The 22,819-nt window shown below is 39.4% G+C and carries 21 protein-coding genes and 1 pseudogene; 16 read left to right on the forward strand and 6 right to left on the reverse strand.

Features of this window, described 5'->3' with window-relative positions; translation table 11 throughout:
- The first annotated feature begins 10 nt into the window (after nt 1-10).
- The 8 genes and pseudogenes from ABZ559_RS02610 to ABZ559_RS02645 form a co-directional block, all read left to right on the forward strand.
- The gene (locus ABZ559_RS02610; RefSeq protein ID WP_002943561.1) at nt 11-217 is read left to right on the forward strand and encodes a hypothetical protein; all 207 of its coding nucleotides are present in this window, start codon (nt 11-13) and stop codon (nt 215-217) included.
- Nucleotides 218-222: 5 nt separating this feature from the next.
- On the forward strand, nt 223-591 hold the full coding sequence (locus ABZ559_RS02615; protein ID WP_105123792.1) for a hypothetical protein: 369 nt from the start codon (nt 223-225) through the stop codon (nt 589-591).
- The gene (locus ABZ559_RS02620; RefSeq protein WP_105123793.1) at nt 569-964 is read left to right on the forward strand and encodes a holin family protein; all 396 of its coding nucleotides are present in this window, start codon (nt 569-571) and stop codon (nt 962-964) included. Before ABZ559_RS02615 ends, ABZ559_RS02620 begins: the two co-directional genes overlap by 23 nt.
- Before the next feature lie 6 nt (nt 965-970).
- The gene (locus ABZ559_RS02625; protein ID WP_222328218.1) at nt 971-2,440 is read left to right on the forward strand and encodes a LysM peptidoglycan-binding domain-containing protein; all 1,470 of its coding nucleotides are present in this window, start codon (nt 971-973) and stop codon (nt 2,438-2,440) included.
- A gap of 106 nt (nt 2,441-2,546) precedes the next feature.
- Nucleotides 2,547-2,708, forward strand: coding sequence for an SHOCT domain-containing protein (locus ABZ559_RS02630; protein ID WP_024380991.1), 162 nt, complete (start codon nt 2,547-2,549; stop codon nt 2,706-2,708).
- A gap of 57 nt (nt 2,709-2,765) precedes the next feature.
- A complete protein-coding gene (locus ABZ559_RS02635; RefSeq protein ID WP_105123795.1) occupies nt 2,766-4,001 on the forward strand; it encodes a recombinase family protein in 1,236 nt (411 codons plus the stop codon).
- Entirely contained in the window at nt 4,001-5,563 is a 1,563-nt protein-coding gene (locus ABZ559_RS02640) for a recombinase family protein (RefSeq protein ID WP_208498424.1), read from the forward strand. The genes ABZ559_RS02635 and ABZ559_RS02640 overlap by 1 nt, the downstream gene beginning before the upstream one ends.
- A gap of 639 nt (nt 5,564-6,202) precedes the next feature.
- Nucleotides 6,203-6,778: pseudogene (locus ABZ559_RS02645) on the forward strand (MBL fold metallo-hydrolase); the annotation flags it as partial.
- Between the two features lie 128 nt (nt 6,779-6,906).
- On the opposite strand, the gene ABZ559_RS02650 reads toward ABZ559_RS02645, so the two are convergent.
- Complete coding sequence (locus ABZ559_RS02650; RefSeq protein ID WP_367007160.1) at nt 6,907-7,539, reverse strand: copper homeostasis protein CutC; 633 nt, start codon at nt 7,537-7,539, stop codon at nt 6,907-6,909.
- A 151-nt stretch (nt 7,540-7,690) separates the two neighbouring features.
- Here ABZ559_RS02650 and serC point away from each other — a divergent pair, with 151 nt between their 5' ends.
- The 5 genes from serC to ABZ559_RS02675 all read left to right on the forward strand — a co-directional run bounded on the left by serC (nt 7,691) and on the right by ABZ559_RS02675 (nt 11,541).
- Entirely contained in the window at nt 7,691-8,785 is a 1,095-nt protein-coding gene (serC, locus tag ABZ559_RS02655) for a 3-phosphoserine/phosphohydroxythreonine transaminase (protein ID WP_277291480.1), read from the forward strand.
- A gap of 66 nt (nt 8,786-8,851) precedes the next feature.
- Nucleotides 8,852-9,406, forward strand: coding sequence for a GNAT family N-acetyltransferase (locus tag ABZ559_RS02660; protein ID WP_367007161.1), 555 nt, complete (start codon nt 8,852-8,854; stop codon nt 9,404-9,406).
- A gap of 55 nt (nt 9,407-9,461) precedes the next feature.
- Complete coding sequence (locus ABZ559_RS02665; protein ID WP_018375310.1) at nt 9,462-10,643, forward strand: 3-phosphoglycerate dehydrogenase family protein; 1,182 nt, start codon at nt 9,462-9,464, stop codon at nt 10,641-10,643.
- A 50-nt stretch (nt 10,644-10,693) separates the two neighbouring features.
- Nucleotides 10,694-11,179 carry a methylated-DNA--[protein]-cysteine S-methyltransferase gene (locus tag ABZ559_RS02670; protein ID WP_367007162.1) on the forward strand — a complete coding sequence of 162 codons (486 nt, stop codon included), beginning with the start codon at nt 10,694-10,696 and terminating at the stop codon, nt 11,177-11,179.
- Nucleotides 11,176-11,541, forward strand: coding sequence for an arsenate reductase family protein (locus ABZ559_RS02675; protein WP_018375312.1), 366 nt, complete (start codon nt 11,176-11,178; stop codon nt 11,539-11,541). Before ABZ559_RS02670 ends, ABZ559_RS02675 begins: the two co-directional genes overlap by 4 nt.
- 1,017 nt (nt 11,542-12,558) lie before the next feature.
- Here ABZ559_RS02675 and ABZ559_RS02680 read toward each other — a convergent pair.
- On the reverse strand, nt 12,559-13,029 hold the full coding sequence (locus tag ABZ559_RS02680) for a small multi-drug export protein (RefSeq protein ID WP_273403579.1): 471 nt from the start codon (nt 13,027-13,029) through the stop codon (nt 12,559-12,561).
- Between the two features lie 174 nt (nt 13,030-13,203).
- On the opposite strand from ABZ559_RS02680, the gene ABZ559_RS02685 reads away from it, so the two are divergent.
- A complete protein-coding gene (locus ABZ559_RS02685) occupies nt 13,204-13,665 on the forward strand; it encodes a CtsR family transcriptional regulator (protein WP_018375315.1) in 462 nt (153 codons plus the stop codon).
- On the forward strand, nt 13,665-16,106 hold the full coding sequence (locus ABZ559_RS02690) for an ATP-dependent Clp protease ATP-binding subunit (protein ID WP_367007163.1): 2,442 nt from the start codon (nt 13,665-13,667) through the stop codon (nt 16,104-16,106). Before ABZ559_RS02685 ends, ABZ559_RS02690 begins: the two co-directional genes overlap by 1 nt.
- Before the next feature lie 40 nt (nt 16,107-16,146).
- On the opposite strand, the gene ABZ559_RS02695 is transcribed toward ABZ559_RS02690, so the two are convergent.
- The 4 genes from ABZ559_RS02695 to hslO form a co-directional block, all read right to left on the reverse strand.
- Complete coding sequence (locus tag ABZ559_RS02695; protein ID WP_367007164.1) at nt 16,147-16,788, reverse strand: deoxynucleoside kinase; 642 nt, start codon at nt 16,786-16,788, stop codon at nt 16,147-16,149.
- Nucleotides 16,789-17,144: 356 nt separating this feature from the next.
- Entirely contained in the window at nt 17,145-17,792 is a 648-nt protein-coding gene (locus tag ABZ559_RS02700; RefSeq protein WP_367007165.1) for a DUF6287 domain-containing protein, read from the reverse strand.
- Nucleotides 17,793-17,930: 138 nt separating this feature from the next.
- Nucleotides 17,931-18,908, reverse strand: coding sequence for a tRNA dihydrouridine synthase DusB (dusB, locus tag ABZ559_RS02705; RefSeq protein WP_277291699.1), 978 nt, complete (start codon nt 18,906-18,908; stop codon nt 17,931-17,933).
- Nucleotides 18,901-19,767 carry an Hsp33 family molecular chaperone HslO gene (gene hslO / locus ABZ559_RS02710; protein WP_273403593.1) on the reverse strand — a complete coding sequence of 289 codons (867 nt, stop codon included), beginning with the start codon at nt 19,765-19,767 and terminating at the stop codon, nt 18,901-18,903. Before hslO ends, dusB begins: the two co-directional genes overlap by 8 nt.
- A 198-nt stretch (nt 19,768-19,965) precedes the next feature.
- Here hslO and ABZ559_RS02715 point away from each other — a divergent pair, with 198 nt between their 5' ends.
- Nucleotides 19,966-22,401 carry an LPXTG cell wall anchor domain-containing protein gene (locus ABZ559_RS02715; RefSeq protein ID WP_367007166.1) on the forward strand — a complete coding sequence of 812 codons (2,436 nt, stop codon included), beginning with the start codon at nt 19,966-19,968 and terminating at the stop codon, nt 22,399-22,401.
- Nucleotides 22,402-22,819 lie beyond the last annotated feature (418 nt).

The following is a 22,819-nucleotide window of genomic DNA, read 5'->3' on the forward strand; positions in this document are numbered from 1 at the left end:
GAGTTCACAGATGAATCTAGAACAAATCAACCAATCACTAAAACTAACTATCCAAGAGCTTGTCACAAAGCTCTCTGATGAAATCACCGCTAAGAACCTCATTGCCATCCAATTAGTGGAACGGGATGAGGAACTTAGTCTATTGCGTAAAGAAAAACAGGAATTGACAGAACTGTTAGAAGTTCAGACAAAACCTGAAGAAGGGAAAGGAGAATAGTTATCATGGCACTTCTCAATATTGACAAAGTAACAGAACCATTTGATTTGGAGACAGCTCTCACTTACATGCGTAAGAATGGAGAATTCATTCGTTGTAAGACAGCAGAGCAGGATTTTTACATGTATCTTGAAGAAGTAAGGCGGCCTGCCATTAAAAATGGAAAGCGGCAGTTGGTTACAACAGAAACAGTTTGGGCTTTTAATCAGTGGGGTAGTACGACATTAACTCTGAACCTTTCTGATTTATTCCATGAATGTTTTTATCTGATGCGGTTTGATGAGAACGGTCAACCGGATTGGTCAGACCCTACCATTGTGCAGGAAGGTTCAGTAGAAAGCGAGGTGACCGATGAAGGAACTGTTAACTCTTAATAAGATTTTATTTTCCATGATTGGAGGCTTGATTGGTAGTCTATTTGGAGAGTTGGATGGGATCCTATATGCCCTACTTGTCTTCATTATTATTGACTATCTAACAGGAATTTTTGCGGCGGTTGTAGAGAAACAATTATCGAGTAGTATTGGTTTTCGTGGCATCTTTAAAAAGATAGCCATTTTATTTTTAGTTTCACTAGGTCATTTAATTGATACTGCAATCATCAGGCAGGGTGGAACGATTCGAACCATGGTCATTTTCTTTTATCTCAGTAATGAGGGGTTAAGTATTTTAGAAAATACCGTTCGAATTGGTCTACCAATACCTGAGAAACTACAAGCAATCTTAAAACAAATCAACGAGAGGTGAGAAGATATGGGAAAACATCTAGTCATTTGTGGTCATGGTCAAGGGCGAACAGGCTATGATTCTGGAGCTGTGAATACCAAACTAGGCATCACAGAAGCAGGAAAGGTTCGAGAATTAGCCAAAATCATGTCTAAGTACAGTGGACAACAGATTGATTTTATTACCGAACAAAATGTTTATGATTATCGGAGTATTACTAGTATTGGTAAGGGATACGACTCGATTACTGAATTGCACTTCAATGCCTTTAATGGTAGTGCCAAAGGAACAGAAGTCTTGATTCAATCTTCCTTAGAAGCGGATAAGGAAGATATGGCTATCCTATCTCTTCTTTCACGTTATTTCCAAAATCGCGGCATTAAGAAGGTAGATTGGCTCTATAATGCCAACCAAGCAGCAAGTCGTAGATACACCTATCGTTTGGTGGAAATTGCCTTCATTGATAATGAACAAGATATGGCGATTTTTGAGAACAAGAAAGAGGAAATTGCGAGAGGTCTTGTATCAGCTATAACAGGAGTTGAAGTCAAGACCATTGTTCCCTCGCCCCCCAGTTCAACCGTTGGGAGTTCAGGAACTCCTTCAAAAACAATCTATCTTGTTGGTGATAGTCTTAGGGTGTTGCCTCATGCGACTCATTATCAGACTGGTCAAAAAATCGCCAACTGGGTCAAGGGGCGCACCTACAAAATCCTCCAAGTAAAAAATGTTCACCAGTCCAACAGTAAGAGAGCTTATCTACTTGATGGAATCAAGTCCTGGGTGCTTGAGCAGGATGTAGAAGGAACAACCAAAGGCCATAGTGAGCACACCTATCAAGCTCAGAAAGGCGATACGTATTATGGAATTGCTCGGAAGTTTGGTTTAACAGTTGATGCCCTTCTTGCGGTGAATGGCTTGAAGAAGACGGATATTTTAAGAGTTGGACAAACTCTAAAGGTCAATGCGGCTTCAAGGACAACAACCACTATTCCAACCAGTGTTGCCAGTCGTGTGGTTGCGTCAGCTTTATCTAAGGTCGGTCAAAAGGTGACTGTTCCTTCTAACCCTTATGGTGGACAGTGCGTTGCCTTGGTGGATAAGATTGTTCAAGAACTTACGGATAAGAATATGTCCTATACTAATGCCATTGATTGTTTAAAGAAAGCAAAATCAAATGGTTTCCAAGTAATCTACGATGCTTGGGGTGTGAATCCTAAAGCAGGTGATTTTTATGTCATTCAGACGGATGGTTTGGTATATGGTCACATTGGTGTCTGTGTGACGGATTCAGATGGAAAAAGTATTGATGGTGTGGAACAGAATATTGATGGATATTCTGACCATAATAAGAACGGTATCAATGACCAATTGGAAATTGGTGGTGGTGGAATTACTCGTCGTGTGAAACGTCAATGGATGGCGGATGGCTCACTCTACGATTCAACTGGAACAGTTAAACTCGGTAAAGTTGTAGGTTGGTTTAGAATTTCATAATTATGTTATTAGCCTGGTGGAAACATCAGGCTTTATTTTTTTGCCTTTTTTTCAATAAGTGCGGAAAAATTACTCCCAAACCTACCTAGTAAGGTAGGAGGATAATATGGACGTTCAAAAAATTAATAATGAGATGACCTATCAACTTACAATGATACAAGCAAAGGTACTTCTAAATAAAGGAGCAATCACTATTGAGGAATTTGAGCTTTTTAGGCAATTGATGCTTGAAAAATATCAACCATTTATAAGTCAATTATCGACCTAATAACTGGATATTTTTTTCTTTTAGAGTGATATATAGTAGCGAAAGGAGTGTATTAATTTGAGAACTGTTAGAAGAATACAACCCATAAAATCGCCCTGCAAGCCAAAATTAAAAGTTGCGGCATATGCAAGGGTTTCCGATAGTCGTCTTCATCATTCTCTGTCAACGCAGATTAGCTACTATAACCGTTTGATACAAGCACATCCAGACTGGGAATTGGTAGGGATTTATTATGATGAAGGCATAAGCGGTAAAGAACAAAGTAATCGGCAAGGCTTTCAAAATCTTATAAAGGATTGTGATGATGGAAAGATTGATAGGATAATCACTAAGTCAATCGCTCGTTTTGGTCGAAATACAGTTGAATTACTAACCACTGTTCGACAATTACGTCTGAAAAATATTGGTGTTACTTTTGAGAAAGAAAATATAGATAGTCTTAGCTCAGAAGGAGAATTGATGTTAACCCTCCTTGCCTCAGTAGCTCAAGAGGAGTCTCAAAACCTGAGTGAAAATATAAGATGGCGAATCCAAAAGAAGTTTGAAAAAGGGATTCCGCACACTCCACAGGATATGTATGGATACCGTTGGGATGGAGAACAATATCAGATTGAACCTAATGAGGCAAAAGTTATAAGAAAAGTCTTTAAATGGTATCTGGATGGAGATTCGGTACAGCAGATAGTTGATAAACTCAATCAGGAACAAGTCTTAACAAGGCTTGGTAATCCATTTACCGTAGCAAGCATCAGAGAATTCTTCAATCAAGAAGCATACTTTGGTCGCCTTGTCTTACAGAAGACTTATCGCGAATCATTCTCTAGAAATCCGAAAAGGAATAAAGGGCAACGCAATAAGTACATTATTGAAAATGCACACGAGCCAATTGTTACAAAAGCATATTTTGATTTAGTACTTCATGAGAAGGAGCGAAGATATCAGTTAATGAGTCAAGAAAGCCACTTAAATAAAGGTATCTTTCGTGACAAAATTTTTTGTTCAGAATGCGGATGTTTGATGATTGTTAAAGTGGATTCAAAACAAGTCAATAAAACCGTACGATATTATTGTAGAACACGTAATCGATTCGGAGCATCATCATGTTTATGTAGGACGTTAGGAGAAAAGCGACTTTTGGCATCGTTTAAAAGCAAGTTAGGCATTGTCCCTGATAAAGAGTGGGTTGATATTAATATTAAACAAATTGAATATGACTTTGGTCACCGTATCATTTGGGTAACACCAGTAAAAGGAAGGAAATATCCTATAGAAATTAGAGAGGGGCGATATTAGTGAAGAAAGTAATTACTATTGAGGCTACACCAAGTATTATTAGGTCGAGTTCAGATGATTTCTCTTTGAAGAAGCGTAGAGTTGCAGGCTATGCTAGGGTATCAACTGACCATGAAGACCAAGCAACAAGCTATGAGTCACAGATGCGGTACTACTCTGAATACATTAATGGGAGGGATGATTGGGAATTTGTTAAAATGTACTCTGATGAAGGCATCAGTGGGACAAACACAAAATTAAGAACTGGTTTCAAATCTATGGTGGAAGATGCACTCAATGGCAAAATCGATTTGATTATTACAAAATCTGTTAGTCGATTTGCGAGGAATACCGTAGACTCACTGACTACAGTTAGGCAGTTGAAAGAGGTAGGTGTAGAAATCTACTTTGAGAAAGAAAACATCTGGACTTTGGATTCAAAAGGTGAGCTACTCATAACTATCATGTCTAGTTTAGCACAAGAAGAAAGTAGGAGCATATCCGAGAACGTAACTTGGGGCTTAAGGAAACAATTCGCAGAAGGGAAGGTTCATTTTCCTTATACCAATGTTTTAGGCTTTAAGGCAGGTGAAGATGGGGCAATTGTAGTTGATCAGGATGAAGCCAAAACTGTTAGGTACATCTTTCAGCAAGCACTTATTGGAAAATCACCATATCATATCGCAAAGGATTTGACTGAACAAGGTATATCCTCTCCTAGCGGCAAATCTCATTGGAACGCAACCACAATCAAGCGAATGCTTAGAAATGAGAAGTATAAAGGGGATGCCTTACTACAGAAAACATTTACAATAGATTTTCTGACCAAAAAGAAGAACATCAACAGAGGTGAGTTACCTCAGTATTATGTGGAGAATAACCATGAAGCAATAGTAGATAGAGAGACCTTTGATGCAGTTCAACTAGTGCTCGATAATAAAGGCAGAAAGTCGAGCACAACAATCTTTAGTTCAAAACTGGTATGCGGAGATTGTGGTCATTTCTTTGGTAGCAAGGTATGGCATTCAACTTCCAAATACAGAAGGGTAATCTACCGATGTAACGATAAATATAATGGCAGTAGTAAATGTTCTACCCCTCACGTTACTGAGGAAGAGGTGAAACAGTGGTTTGTCTCAGCAGTTAATCAAGTATTAGATAATAGGCTTGAAGTTATTGACAATCTATCTGTATTACTATCCATTGGAAGCCTTGAGGCAATTGACGAACAGATAAAGATTCTTGAAACTGAAGCAGAAGTTATCAGTCAGTTAGTTGCAAACCTAGTTTCAGAAAATGCCATCATCAGTCAGGACCAAGATAAGTACCTCAATAAGTATAATCAACTGTCCTCAAAGTATGAAGGTATAGTTCAGGAGATTGAATCACTAGAACTCGATAGGTTAAAAAAATCCAAACGGAATAAGGAATTGCAAGATTTCATGGAGACTCTTAACAAACAGGAGGGATTGTTAACAGACTTTGATGAGTTATTGTGGGAAACGATGGTCGAAAGTATCACAATAAATTTGGAGAAAAAGATAATTTTTAAATTTAAAAATGGGGTGGTCGCAACTATTTAAGTTTCGACTGCTTTTTTTTGTTACAATATAAATAGTATAATTTACTAATGTTATATAATGGAGTATTATATTAAAATGAAGGCTGAAATGTATAAAAGTAATATTTTTTTATGGTTGGCAAAAGCAACATTATACTATGTATTACTATTTGGGGAACTTGAACAAGAAAAACTTAAAACGATGATATTATTCTCGTCATTTTGGTTGTTTTTATTTCTATTCACAATATTTAACGAGGATTCGAAAGAAGGATATATTACTATTTTAGATAGTTTTAAAGAAGATTTGTACGTCCAGTTCTTTATATTCTTTCTTAGTTATTTCTTTAAGCCAATTAACTTTATTGATTTAGTTAACAGCTATCTACTATTCTTTTTTAGTGGTATTTCAAACGTTATTCCTCAACAAATGAGGAAATTAAAACATAATTTTCAAACAAGTGTTTATGTAATTTTTTTTATTGCAAGTTGTTATTTGCCTTTATTTATACTAATCTTTTGTAACAAATTAAACATATATATTCTTTTGATTATACAACTAATCTCTACATCGGTATTAAATTTTATTTTTCTGAATATTTTGTGGTGTATCTTGAAAAAGAATGATGAAAACTAATCTAATAATTGTATCAAATATGGAACACATACCGATACTGACCATATTGGGGATATGGAAGTGGTAGCAAAGCATTTTAAAATTGGTGAGGTCTTGGTGAGTCCTGGAAGTCTGACGGTACCTGATTTTGTCAAGCGCCTGCAAAAAATGAAGGTAAGGGTTCGTTCTATCAAAGCAGGGGATAAGCTCTCTATCATGGGAGACAGTCTTCAAGTGCTTTACCCTAGTCGTACAGGTGACGGAGGGAATAACGATTCTTTAGTACTCTATGGAAAACTCCTAGACAAGACTTTCCTTTTCACAGGTGATCTTGAGGAAGAAGGTGAAAAGGAAATAACGTTTAATTATCCCAATTTGCAAGTGGATGTTCTTAAGGCAGGTCATCACGGTTCTAAAGGTAGTAGCAGTTCAGAGTTTTTAAGTCATATCAGCCCAAAAGTTGCTCTCATCTCAGCAGGACAAAATAATCGTTACCATCACCCTCATCAGGAAACCTTGGAAAGATTTGAGAACGTAGATAGTCGTGTATATCGTACTGACCAACAAGGCGCTATTCGTTTTATCGGGTGGCAAAAGTGGAGAATTGAGACGGTAAGGTGAACATTAGCAAATCAGATGGCGAGATATCAATATCGTTTTATCGTTTAGTTTACAAGACACAGCGTCCCATTGAACTCAATACATTGATAAATCAACTTCCATACTGCTACACAAGGCTTCTTTGCTTTTTATATCATCTTTGTTCCATGCACAGAGGAGGCACCTGTCAGTCGAGCTAGTTCTTGACAATTCTCAGTTGTAACACCACCACCAATCATAATTTCGATACGTTGGTCGGCATAATTTACTAGATTTCTAAGATGCTCAAGATTATCAAAAATATTGTTTTCTGAGGAACTACCATGAGTTAAAATGCGAACAAAGCCTAGTTCAATCAAGTCATCTATTGCTTGAAATTGGTCGGACTTTGGAATGGCATCAAAGGCCATATGAAAGACTAATGGCAGACCTTGAGTGGCTGGTAATAGCTGTTCAATGCCATCACGGTCTAGCTGTTTATCCTTAGTCAAAAGACCTAAAACTAAGGCATCAGATTCTAATTCAACCGCTTGAAGAATGTCTTCTTCCATGGCACGAAGCTCCAAGTCGTTGTAAGTAAAATCACCACCCCGTGGTCTAATCATGGTTGCTAGACTGATTCCTTTGTCATGTAGATAGCTGCTAGCCTCTTTGATGACACCATAAGAAGGTGTGGTTCCACCTACTGCAAGATTATCACAGAGCTCAACCCGATTAATATCAGGAGCAGTCAGTTTGGAGAGGTGGCTTAGATTTTCAGCACAAAATTCTTTGATTAGCATAAAATTTCCTCGAACGTTCGTTTTTTACCATTATACCATGAAATTTTAAAAGAATCTTTGTGAAATGTTTGACAAAATCCGCTCAAAAATCTTTACAAAATTCAGAATATTGTGCTATAATTTCTTTAATTAAATTTTGGAGGTGTCTTTTATGACCATTTATAACTTTTCAGCAGGACCTGCTACTTTACCTAAGCCAGTGCTTGAAACAGCACAACGTGAACTCCTTGATTATCAAGGATCCGGTATGTCCGTGCTTGAAATGTCCCACCGTTCTCCAGAATTTGACAAGATTATTAAAGATGCTGAGAGCACACTGCGAGAATTGATGGCTATCCCAGATAATTATAAGGTGTTATTTCTTCAAGGTGGTGCCTCAACACAATTTACTATGGTTCCACTTAACTTAGCCCAAGGCAAAAAGGCCTATTATTTGGTAGGTGGCTCTTGGGGTAAAAAAGCTTATACTGAGGCCGTGAAATTATCAAAAACGATTCCTTTTGAACCAATCCTTTTAGCATCATCAGAAGATACAGTTTATGATCACATTCCGGATTTTGATGCCTCAAGCATTGATCCAAATGCTGCTTATGTTCATCTGACAACCAATAATACTATTGAAGGTACAGCCATCTACGATTTACCAGACACCAATGGTGTACCAATTGTTGCAGACATGTCTTCAAATATTTTAGCGGCACGTTACAACGTTGAAGATTTTGCCCTTATCTATGCAGGTGCTCAGAAGAATATTGGGCCGGCAGGTGTGACGGTTGTGATTATTCGTGAAGACTTCTTGAATGATCAACCACAACTATCTGCTATGTTGGACTATCGTATTCAAGCCGAAGCTGGATCGCTCTATAATACTCCACCATGCTATAGCATTTACATTTCAAAATTGGTCTTTGATTGGGTAAAAAATGAGATTGGCGGCGTTGACAAGATGGCAACAATTGAGCGCGAAAAATCGGGCTTGCTTTATGACTTCATCGAAAAATCAGATTTTTACACTAGCCCTGTGAAATTTGCCAAAGATCGCTCAGTCTGCAATATTCCTTTTGTGACCCCGAGTAAGGAACTCGATGCTAAGTTTGTCAAAGAAGCAGATGCACTTGGTTTCAAGAATATCAAGGGTCACAGATCTGTTGGTGGCATGCGTGCTTCCCTTTACAATGCCTTTCCACGCCAAGGTGTCTTGGATTTAATTGACTTTATGGCAAAATTTGAAGCTGAAAATAAGTAACCCCTTTCTTACCTTTTTAAAGTGACTTTGCTATAATGGTAAAAAAGAATGGAAGAAGGTAAGTAAATGGAAATCAGACAAGCGTTTCCCAATGAAATCGATGCTGTTATGGCGGTTCTTAATTCTGCGAAGCAATTTTTAGCAGTATCTGGTTCTAGCCAGTGGCAAGGTGAGAATGGCTATCCCAATGAAAATGATGTTTTTGAGGATATCTTGAAGGGGCAGGCTTATGTTGCTCTTTTGGAGGGACAGATTGTTGCCTATGCTGCGATGATTGATGGTCAGGATCCAGCCTATAACAAGATTTACGATGGCAAGTGGCGTCACAATAATCACCGCTACATCACCTTCCATCGATTGGCTGTTTTGAGTGATTTTGCTGGTCAAAAAATTGCCCAAACCTTTTTACAAGGTCTCATTGAAAGTCAGCTTGGCCCTGATTTTCGGATTGATACGCATGAAAATAATAAAATCATGCAACATATCATTGAAAAACTAGGCTTCGTCTATTGCGGCAAGGTTCCCATTGATGGAGAGCGCCTAACTTATCAAAAAATAAAACTTAAAAACGAGAAGGCTCTTTATCAAGAAATTGATGAAAAGGCTTATCATGGTTATTAAAAGACAAAAATTGAGAAAAGGAAGGCTGCTTATTTCGGCCTTTGTGTGAAAATAAATGGTTTATAGTGTCAAAACATTTAATAATATTAACCAAATTGGTTTAAAAGAATTGGGAAATAATTTTCAAATTGATGGAGATAAGTCTGACAATCCTGATGCTTATATTATCCGCAGTCAAAACTTGCACGATGTGACATTTCCAACAAACTTAAAAGCCATTGCTCGTGCTGGTGCTGGAACCAATAATATTCCCATTGACGAAGCTACGGCTCAAGGAATTGTTGTTTTCAATACCCCTGGAGCCAATGCCAATGCTGTCAAGGAAGCTGTTTTAGCTTCGATTCTCATGTCAGCGCGGGATTATCTTGCTGCTAATGCTTGGGTTAACACCCTTTCAGGTGATGATGTGCCTAAGCAAGTTGAAGCAGGTAAAAAACAATTTGCAGGAACTGAAATTTCTAAGAAGACTCTTGGTGTTATCGGTCTTGGTGCTATCGGTAGCCGTATTGCTAACTATGCTCAGCGACTTGGGATGGATGTTTATGGCTACGATCCTTATGTTTCTATTGAGACAGCTTGGAATATTTCCCACCATGTTAAGCGTGTGGATGATCTTAAAGATATTTTTGCTAATTGTGATTATATCACTGTTCATGTGCCATTAAATGATAAAACACGTCACACTTTTGACAGCCAAGCTTTTGCACAAATGAAAAAAGATACAGTCATCATCAATTTTGCTCGTGCAGAACTGGTTGACAACGCCGCTCTTTTTGATGCTATTGATACAGGAGTTGTTAAACGCTATATCACTGACTTTGGAAGCGAAGAGTTGCTTAATAAAGAAAAGATTACGGTTTTTCCACATGTTGGGGGTTCAACAGAAGAAGCAGAACTCAACTGTGCTATTATGGCTGGTAAAGAAATCCGTCAATTTATGGAAACGGGAGAAATTACTAACTCAGTGAACTTTCCTAATATGCACCAAGCTTTGGATGCACCTTACCGCATCACCTTGATTAACAAAAATGTTCCAAATATCGTGGCTAAAATTTCAACAGCTGTATCAGATTTGGGAATCAATATTGACAATATCCTGAATCGTTCTAAAGGTGATTATGCTTACACTATTCTTGACCTTGACGAGACAGATAAAAGCAAGATTGATGCTCTTGTTGATAATTTCGAAAACAGTGCAAACATCGTTCGTGTGCGTTTGATTGCCAATACAAAATAATGATAAAGTGCTGAGAAGGATTTCTCAGTACTTTTTGGTATAATAGAGCTATGTTACACAAGCAGATTTACAATTCACCTTTGGGGCAGATGATTTTGTTGGCGGATGACAGCGGACTGCTGGGGGCTTGGTTTGTCGGCCAGAAGTATGCACTTCGTGGTTTTGAGGCTATGGACATAGCAGAGCAGCCGAGTCCGATTTTGACAGCAGCGCAAGTTTGGCTGGATGCCTATTTTGCGGGACGAAAGTCGCAGAGCGGTCCTCCCTTGTCGCCACAGGGCACGGCCTTTCAGAAAAAGGTTTGGACATTATTAACTCGTGTCCCCAGCGGTCAAACCATCACTTATGGGCAAATAGCGGCACAACTCGCCTGCAAGTCGGCACAAGCTGTTGGCGGTGCGGTTGGTAAAAATCCTCTGAGCATTTTCATCCCCTGCCACCGCGTGCTTGGCAGTCAAGGACAACTGACGGGTTACGCTGGCGGTCTGGAGCGAAAATGTTGGCTTTTAGACTATGAAAAAGGAGTAAAGAAATGACCTATATTTTTTATGAATACCCTACTTGTAGCACTTGTAAGAAGGCAAAGGCAGAGTTGGAAACTTTGGGAGTACCCTTTGAGTCTGTTAATATAAAGACTAACCCACCTCAAGTTAAACTCTTGCGCAATCTCTTGGAAAATTCAGGTTTGGATTTGAAAAAATACTTCAATACAAGTGGTCAGTCCTATCGAGCTTTAGGGCTCAAAGATAAATTTGGACAAATGACCGTGGATGAGGCTTTGGCACTATTAGCTGCAGATGGTATGCTCATCAAACGGCCTATACTCATCAAGGATGGCAAGGTTTTGCAAATTGGCTATCGAACGCCTTATGAAGCTTTGAACTTAACGAAGGACTGAGAATGACTTCATGGCTTGGATGTATTCTTTTAGGACTGTTGATCTTTATTATTTTTTATGAATCAGATAAGTGGATATTTGAAGTAAAAAAAGACAAAGTTTATCAAGGAAGACACAACTACAACAATTCAAGGTTCAGAAATTTGTATAAAAAGGTGATATATTTTTTGTCCTATATGACAACACTAGCTTTTATCGTCTTTTTTATCTTTTGTCTATACGGCTGTGTTAACCTTTATTTTTATCATCATGGACGAGAAGGGTTCTTTATTCCTTTGGCAGTTTTTTTCCTAACGCTATTAGTCTATTTTTCTTGGCGTTTGTTTCGCTTAGGAAAGCTTTGGAGCTACTTTTGGGACAGACAAAATCATGACTAATGCAGTTTTGGGGTGTTTTTAGTACGAGGAAAATATGGAAAGGAAAAAGTGGTAGTCGTTCATAAACGAGGAACAACTGCTCTGGTGAACTATCTATTTACCTTATTAGCTTTACTGGTGAAAAAAGTAATGGCTTTTATCTCTTTATGCAGTGGCCGGGCTTACAGAGTCTATTGGAGTCGGGAAAAGAGAATACATGAAGTAAGAGAAAATAACCTAAAAGGGTAAATTATAGTCAATTAGTTTATCTTTTATTACTTCGATGTAAGAGGAAACTCCGTTTCCTTATTTCCAACTTCAAACACTCCACTGGATTGTTTGAACTCACTTTGCCGTACTTTACGAAAGTGACTTGCTTCGCGTGTCTTATTTCCAACCTAGAACAGCCTAGAGGCTGTTCTAGCAACCTGCAGCTCGTTGCCTTGTACTAAAAGCAAACTATAAAAACACTGGAAATAATCATCTGTGATCGTTTCCAGTGTTTTCATTTTTGATTTTCGATAGAAAAAGTAAAGTTTGTGTAAAACCACTTATACCTGTCCATAGCAAATAGCCAGTATGTGATGTGAGAAAGGATGGAAAGATAACTAGATCCTACTTGATTTTGCAAAACCTTATGTTGCTCTGCCATTGATAAAACTTAATGAGCAAAGGTATTAAGACCAAAAATCATTGAAAGTGTTCCCATGATGAGTCCTGCAAGGATAACCCCTAACATTACAGCGATAACACTTGGTTTGAATTTCCAGTCAAGGATAGAAGCTGCTAGAGTTCCTGTCCATGCACCAGTACCTGGCAATGGGATACCAACGAAGAGGAGAAGAGCCCAGAAAATCCCCTTTTCACCAGCAGTCTTTTCTAATTTTTGACCACCACTATGTCCTTTTTTTAGACACCATGTGAAGAAACCGCCTATATAGGGTTTGTCTACCCCCCATTCCAAGACTTTGCGAGCAAAAAAGAAAATAATTGGTACAGGAAGCATATTGCCAATCACTCCGATGAGTAATGCCTGCCACATGGGGATACCTGTCGCAATAGCGTAGGGAACGGCTCCCCGCAACTCAACTAGCGGCACCATGGAGATTAAAAATGTGATGAGATAATTCATTAGATTAGATAAACCTTTCTTTTAGTTCAATCTCCATTTTATCCTAACTTGAAAAGAAACTCAACTAAAATCGTTTTATGATTCATCTGAGGAGAACTCTTTTGTTTAAAAAAGTCTGAAATTCTGATATAATAAGGTCAGTTATAGTCAAAATGGCTGGGAAGGAGTAAGCTAATGGTTACTAAAAATACATCGGATAGTATTGAAGAATACATCAAACAATTATTGTCCCAATCGGGCATTGCCGAAATTAAGCGATCGCATTTGGCAGATACCTTTCAAGTTGTTCCGAGTCAGATTAATTATGTAATTAAAACACGTTTTACAGAAAGTCGCGGCTATGTCGTGGAGAGCAAACGAGGCGGTGGAGGCTACATTCGTATCGCTAAAGTTAGCTTTTCTGATCAACATCATTTATTAGGCAGTTTGATGACTACCATAGGTGATCAGATTTCAGAGCAGGTTTTCACGGATATTATCCAGATGCTTTTTGATGAGAAAATCATCAGTGAATGTGAAGGAAACCTGATTTTAGCTACAGCTTCAGATGATGTTTTGGGGCAAGATGCGCCGCGTATTCGTGCGCGTATGCTTCGCAGAATTTTATATAGATTAGATAGAAAAGGATTTCGTTAATGACTGAATATTCATTTAAGATGCAAGAAGTTTTTAAACTTGCGCAATTTCAAGCAGCTCGCTACGATAGCAGTTATTTAGAAAGTTGGCATCTTTTGTTGGCAATGGTTGCCCTTCATGATTCTATTGCAGGTCTAACTTTTGCTGAGTATGAGAATCGTATTCCTTTTGAGGAGTATGAAGCGGCCGTGATTTTAGCAATTGGTAAAACACCGTCTGATACTGCAGAGACTGTCCAATTTTTAGAACAGTCACATGCCATGAAAAAGGTGCTTCAATTTGCTCAAGCTATTGCAGAGGTGACGGGAAGTAAAGATGTTGGGACAGAACATGTACTTTTTGCCATGTTACTTGACTTGGACTTGTTGGCTAGTCGTATTTTAGAGTTGGCTGGATTTAAAGCTAAAGAAGACGGGGACTCTGTGCGTTTGCTTGATTTACGAAAGACTTTGGAGCGTAATGCTGGTTTTACTAAAGAAAATATCAAGGCCATTCATGATCTACGTAAACCTAAAAAAGCCAAAAGTGGAGCTGCTTTTTCTGATATGATGAAACCTCCTACAACTGTCGGAGACTTGTCAGAATTTACCCGAGATTTGACTGATCTGGCGCGTCAAGGTAAGTTAGAACCAGTTATTGGACGGGACAAAGAAATTTCCCGTATGGTTCAAGTCCTTAGTCGTAAAACTAAGAATAATCCTGTTTTGGTGGGAGATTCTGGGGTTGGGAAGACTGCACTTGCTTACGGCCTAGCCCAACGTATCGTCAATGGAACAATACCTTATGAGTTGCAAGGTATGAAAGTTTTGGAACTTGACATGATGAGCGTAGTAGCTGGAACGCGCTTCCGTGGGGATTTTGAAGAACGCATGAATCGAATCATCGCCGATATAGAGGAAGATGGGCATATCATTCTTTTCATTGATGAACTGCATACCATTATGGGATCTGGTTCAGGGATTGATAGCACCCTAGATGCGGCAAATATCTTGAAGCCAGCTTTGGCACGTGGAACACTACATATGGTAGGTGCAACGACACAGGAAGAATATCAGAAACATATTGAAAAAGATGCTGCATTGTCACGCCGTTTTGCTAAAATTTTGGTTGAGGAACCGAGCCTTGATGATGCCTATCAAATTTTGTTAGGCCTAAAAAAATCCTATGAAGATTACCACAATGTAAGCATTTCAGATGCTACTGTTCTGACAGCAGTTAAGGCAGCTCACCGTTATTTGACCAGCAAACATTTGCCGGATTCAGCCATTGACCTTTTAGATGAGGCCAGTGCTACCGTTCAAGGACTAGTCAAAAAAACTGAACCAGCTTATTTGACACCTGTTGATCAAGCTATTATGAATGGTGATTTCTCACAGGTCTCTAAACTACTGAAACAATCACGCTCTCAGGCTAAGCCAAAACCTATTCCTGTTAGCGAGGATGATATCATGTCAACCCTCAGCAAGTTGTCAGGTATTCCGGTTGAGAAGCTAACTCAGGCAGATAGCAAGAAATACTTGAACTTGGAAAAAGAGCTCCACAAGCGCGTGATTGGTCAAGATGCTGCTGTTTCAGCCATCAGTCGCGCCATTCGTCGCAATCAATCTGGTATTCGCACTGGCAAACGGCCAATCGGCTCTTTCATGTTTTTGGGCCCAACGGGTGTCGGAAAAACAGAACTTGCCAAAGCTCTGGCAGAAGTCCTATTTGATGATGAATCTGCCCTTATCCGTTTTGACATGTCTGAATATATGGAAAAATTTGCGGCTAGTCGTCTCAACGGTGCCCCACCTGGATATGTTGGCTACGAAGAAGGTGGCGAATTGACTGAGAAAGTTCGTAACAAGCCATACTCTGTCCTTCTTTTTGATGAGGTGGAAAAGGCTCATCCTGATATTTTCAATGTCCTTTTACAAGTTCTAGATGATGGAGTTTTGACGGACAGTCGTGGTCGCAAGGTTGATTTTTCAAATACTATTATCATCATGACCTCCAACCTTGGTGCGACAGCGTTGCGTGATGACAAGACTGTTGGATTCGGTGCTAGAGATTTTGCTCATGATCATGTAGCCATGGAGAAACGTATTCTAGAAGAACTCAAAAAAGCTTATCGCCCAGAATTTATCAATCGGATTGATGAAAAAGTTGTCTTCCACAGCCTAACTGAGGACAATATGCGCGATGTGGTGAAAATAATGGTTCAACCATTGATTACAGCATTGGCTGAAAAAGACATTATTCTCAAATTCCAGCCTGCTGCTCTTAAATATTTGGCAACAGAAGGTTACGATGTGGAAATGGGTGCCCGCCCGCTACGTCGCACCATTCAGACACAAGTCGAAGACAAACTTTCAGAATTTATCCTTTCAGGTAATCTATCTAGTGGGCAAACACTGAAAATCGGACTCAATAAAGATAAACTTAAATTTGATATTGTATAGACAGAAAAACCCTCGCATCAAACGGTGCGAGGGTTGTGTTTTATAATAATCCGAGTTTTTCAAGTTGGGCATCGATCAGATCAAAGACGTATTGTAGGTCTTCAACATTATTAACAAAGTCAAGTTTGTTGCCATCAATGCGGATTTTTGGTGAGGCGTCATAGTTATCGTACCAGTTAGGATATTCATCGTGAACTTGTTGGTAGTATTCATATAAATCAGGATTATCTGAGATTTGTTCATAGCTACGCCCACGCTTGGTGATTCGCTCTAGCATTTTTTCAAAAGAAACATCAATGTAAATTAAGAGATCTGGCGATTTCTTAGGCATGTCTTCCAACTCTTCAAGCATATTACTCAAAAGTTCCTTATAGATATCCAATTCTGTCTTAGTGACATTGCCATTCTTATAATTGAGGGTGAGGAAAAGCTCATCTTCAAAGATTGAACGGTCAAGAACGTTGTTGTCGGCCTTATAAGCTTCTTTTATGGATTGGAAACGTTTATTCAAAAAGAAAATTTGCAACAAGAAAGCGTATTTCTTAGGGTCTTGGTAATATAAGTCCAAAACAGGGTTATTATCTACGGCTTCGTAGAAAACTTCTGTGCCTAGGTGTTCGCCGAGTGCGGCTGCTAGAGAGCTTTTACCAGCTCCAATGGTTCCTGCCAATACTATCAACATAATTCTCCTATCTAAGTTGCTTTACTATTTTATACAAAATGTGGCACTTTTTCAAGGCTTAGGATTGAGGAACTTGACAGAGAATTTCTTTTAATACTCTTCGAAAATCAAAATTATCCGTTGTCAACTTGCCTTGATGAACTCAAGTTCTATCGTCGGCTTCGTTTCCTAGGCTACTTTTGATTTTCATTGAGTATAAGGGAGAAAGCTAAAATCGGCTATAATATTTTTTGAAAACTAAAATTAGATGTTGTTACTTGATATAAAGGGATTGAAAGTAAGAATGTCTATAAGAAAGTTTGTTAACAGAAGAAAAGCAATGAAATCTGTAAGTTTCACCGCTTTTGAATAATATTTTAATTTCTGTAGAAAGGGTGGTTGTCTGCTTCAGCACTTTGACCAATTAAGATACTGTCAGAATTTTCCACTTCTCCAGAGTGGACATTGGCTACACCAGCAGGAATAACGATAAAAGCAGCATTGCCATAATCTGTTTCGGGATTGTGGATAGAGCCGAAAAAATTACCGTTGTTGACTTGGCCAGCACCTAAATCATAGGTTTTAGGGTAGTCAGAGCCAGTGGCATGACCGTCAGCACTAATAGTAATTGTTTCGCCAAGGTCATTCGACCAAGTTCCAGCGATACTTGAGTAATCTTGATTTGCTAGAGCGTTGACATCAATACTTGAGTCTACTGTTTGATTTTGGGAGCTATCATTCTGAATTGCAGAAGCAGTACCACTTGCCACTTGAGAATTGTTGGCAGATGTTGCATTTGATTGGTTAGTAGCACCATTGTCGTCTTGACTTGCCTGTTTAGAACTATCAGAAGATGAAGTTTTGGTGTTTTTACTTGAGTTTGATGTGTTGTTTTTCTTAACAACTTTACTGCTTTTTGTCGTTGAAGAAGCTGTTGTCGCCTTCTTGTCGCTTTTACCACAGGCTCCGAGAAGGAAGAGTGATGTGAGCATTAGGACTGTAGCCATTTTCCGACTTGTTTTCATGGGTGATGACCTCTTTTCATAATCTTTTTTTACAATGTCATTATATTACAAAAAAATTACCGTGTAAATAGTTCGTGAAATATTTGTAATAAAAATGAAACAAAACTCAAGCCAATCTATTGACTTGAGTCAGTTTGTTTATCTGAGGGTATTAAAAATTTCCTCAACTTCTTCAATGCTTTCGGCGCGGGAAACGGCTCCGCGGACTTTGGCAGCTCCAGCTGTGCCACGCAAATAGTGGGGAGCTAGACCACGGAATTCTCGGACAGCAATCATTTCGCCCTTGAGGTTTACGAGACGCTTGAGGTGGTCTTCAGCGATGTCCAGTTTCTTGTTAAATGGTAAATCTGGCAGTTCTTCACCAGTTTCGAAGAAATGGTTGATCTGCGTAAAGATGTAAGGATTATTCATGGCCGCACGCCCCACCATAACTGCATCAACACCGACTTCTTGAATCATGTATTTAGCGTCGTGGACGTTTTTAACATCACCGTTTCCGATAAAAGGGATTTTGGTAATGGCCTTGGCTACCTTGGCCAACGTCTCGTGGTCGCAGGTGCCTGTGTACATTTGTTCGCGGGTACGACCATGCATAGCCAGCGCAGCGACACCAGCAGACTCGGCAGCTAGTGCGTTTTCAACTGCCAGTGAATTGTCTGACCATCCGGTACGCATTTTAACCGTCAATGGAATATTAAGGACAGAGGTAACTTCTTTAACAATGTGATAAATTTTGTCAGGGTCTTTGAGCCACTTAGCACCAGCTTCATTTTTTACGACTTTATTGACAGGGCACCCCATGTTGATGTCAACGATGTCAGCCTTGGTATTGCTTTGGATGAAATCAGCTGCGCGTTTAAGACCTTCAGCGTCGCCACCGAAGAGTTGAATAGACATGGGGTGCTCATTTTCATCAATGTGTAGCATGTGAAGGGTCTTTTCGTTGTTGTAGAGGAGACCTTTTTCTGAAATCATTTCCATCACGACCAGCCCAGCGCCAAATTCCTTGGCAATGGTTCGAAAAGCAGAGTTTGTCACGCCGGCCATAGGTGCTAAGACAGTGCGGTGCGGGATTTCTACATTACCAATCATGAAAGAGGTGTTGAGCTTAGGCATTGATGAGATCCTCCAAATCTTTTTCGGTGAAACTGTAGGTTTTACCGCAGAATTGGCAGGTGATTTCAGCACCGTGGTCTTCATCAACCATTGCTTTCAGTTCCTCTTTGCCTAGAGTGACCAGAGCAGCTTCAAAGCGTTCGCGTGAGCAGTCGCAGTTGAAACGAATCTCATCTTCTGCTAGCACTTTGTAGTCGTCTTCACCGTAGATGGCTTTAAGCAGGGCTTCTATGTGGTCATCGGATTCAAGCAGCGTTGAAATAGCAGGCATTTTTTGGATACGTTTCTCATAGCGGCTGATTTCTTCCTCCGACGCACCAGGTAGGACTTGGAGCATGAAGCCTCCAGCTACCTTGACCTTGTTGTCTTCATCTAGCAGAACATTAAGCCCAACAGCTGAAGGAGTTTGCTCGCTTTCAGTCAGGTAGTAAGCTAAATCTTCCCCGATTTCCCCAGAAATTAAAGGGGTAGATGAGGTATAGGGATTTCCTGTGCCGTAGTCAGTGATGACAACAAACTGCCCATTGCCCATGAAAGGTCCAACGATAACTTCGCCAGTTGCGGTCTTTTTCACATCAACACCAGCATTTTGAATGTAGCCTTTAACATTGCCTTTTGTGTCCGCCACGGAAATGATATGTCCAAAGGAACTATCCCCAATGACCTTAACGGTAATCTTGCTGTCTCCTTTCTGATTTGCAGCAAGGATTTGGTTGGCAATGAGTGTGCGGCCCAAAGCCACCGTTGAGCTAGAAAGGGTGTGGTGTTTGTCTTGAGCACTCTTGACCGTCTCTGTACTATCTAGTACGTAGGCGCGGAAAGAGCCTGTTTTTGAAATTGATTTTATAAGTTTATCCATAGTGTCCTTATTATAACATAATAGTTATTTTTTGCATGAAAACTTGGTTCTAAGATTTCAGACGAAGTTATCCTGTTTTGGGCCTCCATTTTTACAATTCGGGATTTCTCAAAAAGTCAACAAAATGCTCAAACCCCCTTGACAAAAGGATCGGGGGGGGGGGGTACAATAGTACTGAGAAGCTATAAGGAGAAAATTATGTCAAGAAAGATTAAAGTTATTTCAAGTTTAGCCCTTGCAACGGCGTTGACCAACGTAGGCAATCTAGTCGCAGCTGATGAACAAACACAATCAGCTAAAGAAGTTTCAACTGCTAATCAACCTGTTGCAGAGCAAGTTGTTTCAGATGCTAAAAGTAAAGCTGATGCAGCGAAACAAGCTCTCAGTCAACAAGAAAACACAGTTAACAAAACTGAGCAAGACCTAGCTCAAAGTCAAAAACAGCTTGAAAATGACCAAGCAGCTCTTGCTCAAGCCGAGTCAAATGCTCAACCAGAAGTCCTTCAAAAAGCACAGGCAGAGGCTAAGGCTACTCAAGAGGCAGTCTCTTTAGCTCAGGAAAACCAAGCGAGTGCTCAAACTTTGGCTGAAAACACACAAAAGCAGTTTCAATCAGAAACAGTATCAAATACTGCAGCTGTTGTGGCTGTTTCAGATGCTCAAACTGCGGTTCAAAAAGCGCAAGACACTCTTGATGCCATGTCAAATAATAGTCTTGACGTTAAAGCAGCCCAAGATGAGCTTTCAAAAAGAGCAGCAGCTGAAAAGGCAGCTCAAGAAGAACTAGCTAAAGCTAACCAAGCAGTAGAGGAAGCAGCTACCGCAGTAACAGAAGTACAAAAAGCGCAGCTTGAGGCAGCTAAACCCTTGACATTACCAGCTACCCCTTATGAAGTACCTGATGATGTTTTGGCTGATATTGAAAAATACTATGAAGTATGGGACATAGATAAGCGTGATAAAAATCTCAAGGCTAAAATCATTAAAAGACTTGATGAGGCCTATCAAAAACAGTACGAGCAAAAACAAAAAGAAGCCCAAGTCGGATTTAATCAGGCTATACTTTCTTCTGAGTGGGTATCAGCTTACAAAGCCTACAAGGCTGCGACAAATTCAGAAGATAAGGCTAATAAACTAAAAAAACTTCAAAGTTTAACCCATAGTGAGCGTGAACTGATTGACCAATCTAATAGCGGGGCTAATACGATTGATTATTTGGCTACACTCTTTAAAAGTTCAACTGAAGAGTATTCCAATCTCGAATTGTTTGAACATGACTTTGATCCGGAAATTCCAACAATTCGAGAGCTAGGGAATCAGTACGCAGCACAACTGATTAACTCTATCCGCCAACAACTTGGTATTGATGGAACTGTAGTAGTCAACCGGGATTCAGTAGCTTTAGCAGAAGCCTTAAAATCGGAAGATATTGATTATAACGGATTTTATGGGGATTACGCTAAACCTTTGAATGGTTCTGATAGGCCTTTCGTAAAAGAAACTTATGAAAAGATGGGCTTAAAAACAGATGGATACCGTGGTGGACAGCATGTCACTGTTATTGGTTCACATTATAGTAAGGGTGCCTATGTAGGGAATCCATTGGGATTGTTCTTAAATAGTATTTTCCATCATATCCTATGGCCGATTTTATGGCATCCAGAGGAAGATACATTCGCATCTGAGTTCTTATTAAATTCTGAAAGGAATCTTCTAGGGCTTTCAGAAACTCCTTTTAACGTTGAAGGTTCATGGGATGGGATTCATCTTGCACTATTATCTGAATCTGATGTAGCCGATTCAAGTAAGTTTGATGTTACTGCCAACTTGACGGCTCCAGTGCCAAGTTTGACAGCAGCTAAAAAAGCACAAGAACAGGCACAGAAAGCTCAGAAGTCTGCTCAAGACGCCTACAAGCAAGCTCAAGAGCAAACAAAAGCAGCTCAAGGAGAAGTAACTAAAGCGCAAACGGCTCAAACTGCAACAGCAGAGAGCATTGCTTTGGCTAAAGAACACTTAGCAGAGCAAAAAGCAAAACTTCAAGCAGCACAAGAAGAATTAACAAAAACAAGTGCTAATTTAGCAAAAGCCAAGGCAAATCTTGAGAGTGCAAAGGGAGCTTTAGAAAAAGCTAATAAAGAGTTAGCAGCAAAACAGGAGGCAGCGACTAGTGCCCAAACCAAACTTGCCGAAGTTAAAGAGGCATCAACTCAAGTTGTGAAGCTCAAAGAAAACGTGTCTAGAGTTCAGGAACACATCATTGCTCAGACAGCTGCTCTTACTAGCGCTAAAGCCGTGATAGCAGACTTGAAAGTTAAAGCAGCCGATGCTCAAGAATACTATCAGCTTGTCAAGGCGATTTATGACCTTCAGCATAAACCATCTGATAAGTCAACGCTTATGACTGGAAAGAACACAAAAGAGCAAGCGACTCCTATCGTTCAAAGCTATAAGCCAAATCGTGAATTGGTGCAAAAATCAAGTGTAGAAGTTAAACAAACCTATTCACGTGTTGCACAGCGCCACTCTCTCCCAAAAACAGGTGATGAGGACTCACTTCTTTATTTAGCTGGGATAAGTCTCTTAAGCTTACTTGGAATCACAATTTCACATAAGAAGAAATTTATGAAATAATCATAAAGCAAATAGTGAAAAGTATTGGAATTGTCAGAACAGGTGACTAGTGTTCAAAGAACTACGCTCGTCTATACAATTCAAAAAATTATAGCAAAGGCAGCAGGTGTTGTTATGGCAGGATTCAGCTTAGCTAGATTCAAAAAACGTGAGGATTAAGCCAATTGACTAGCCCCAGACATTCAGTAGAAAAGATACTCTATTGGATATAAGAGTAACAGTTGGCTTAACAAAGGGAGTTTACGAGCTCAAAAAGATAGCTAAAGATGTGACATATGGTAAACACATGAAGAAATTTCGTTTCAGATGACATTTTTTCATAAAAAGCTATATTTTTATTATGAAGTTACCCGTGGTGCTAGTTAATTTCAAAATACAATAAAAAGCCCAAATGGACTATACTGTAAGTGACGAAACA

Origin of the sequence: Streptococcus sp. ZY19097 (assembly GCF_040731245.1) — a bacterium.
Lineage (GTDB): Bacteria > Bacillota > Bacilli > Lactobacillales > Streptococcaceae > Streptococcus > Streptococcus orisratti.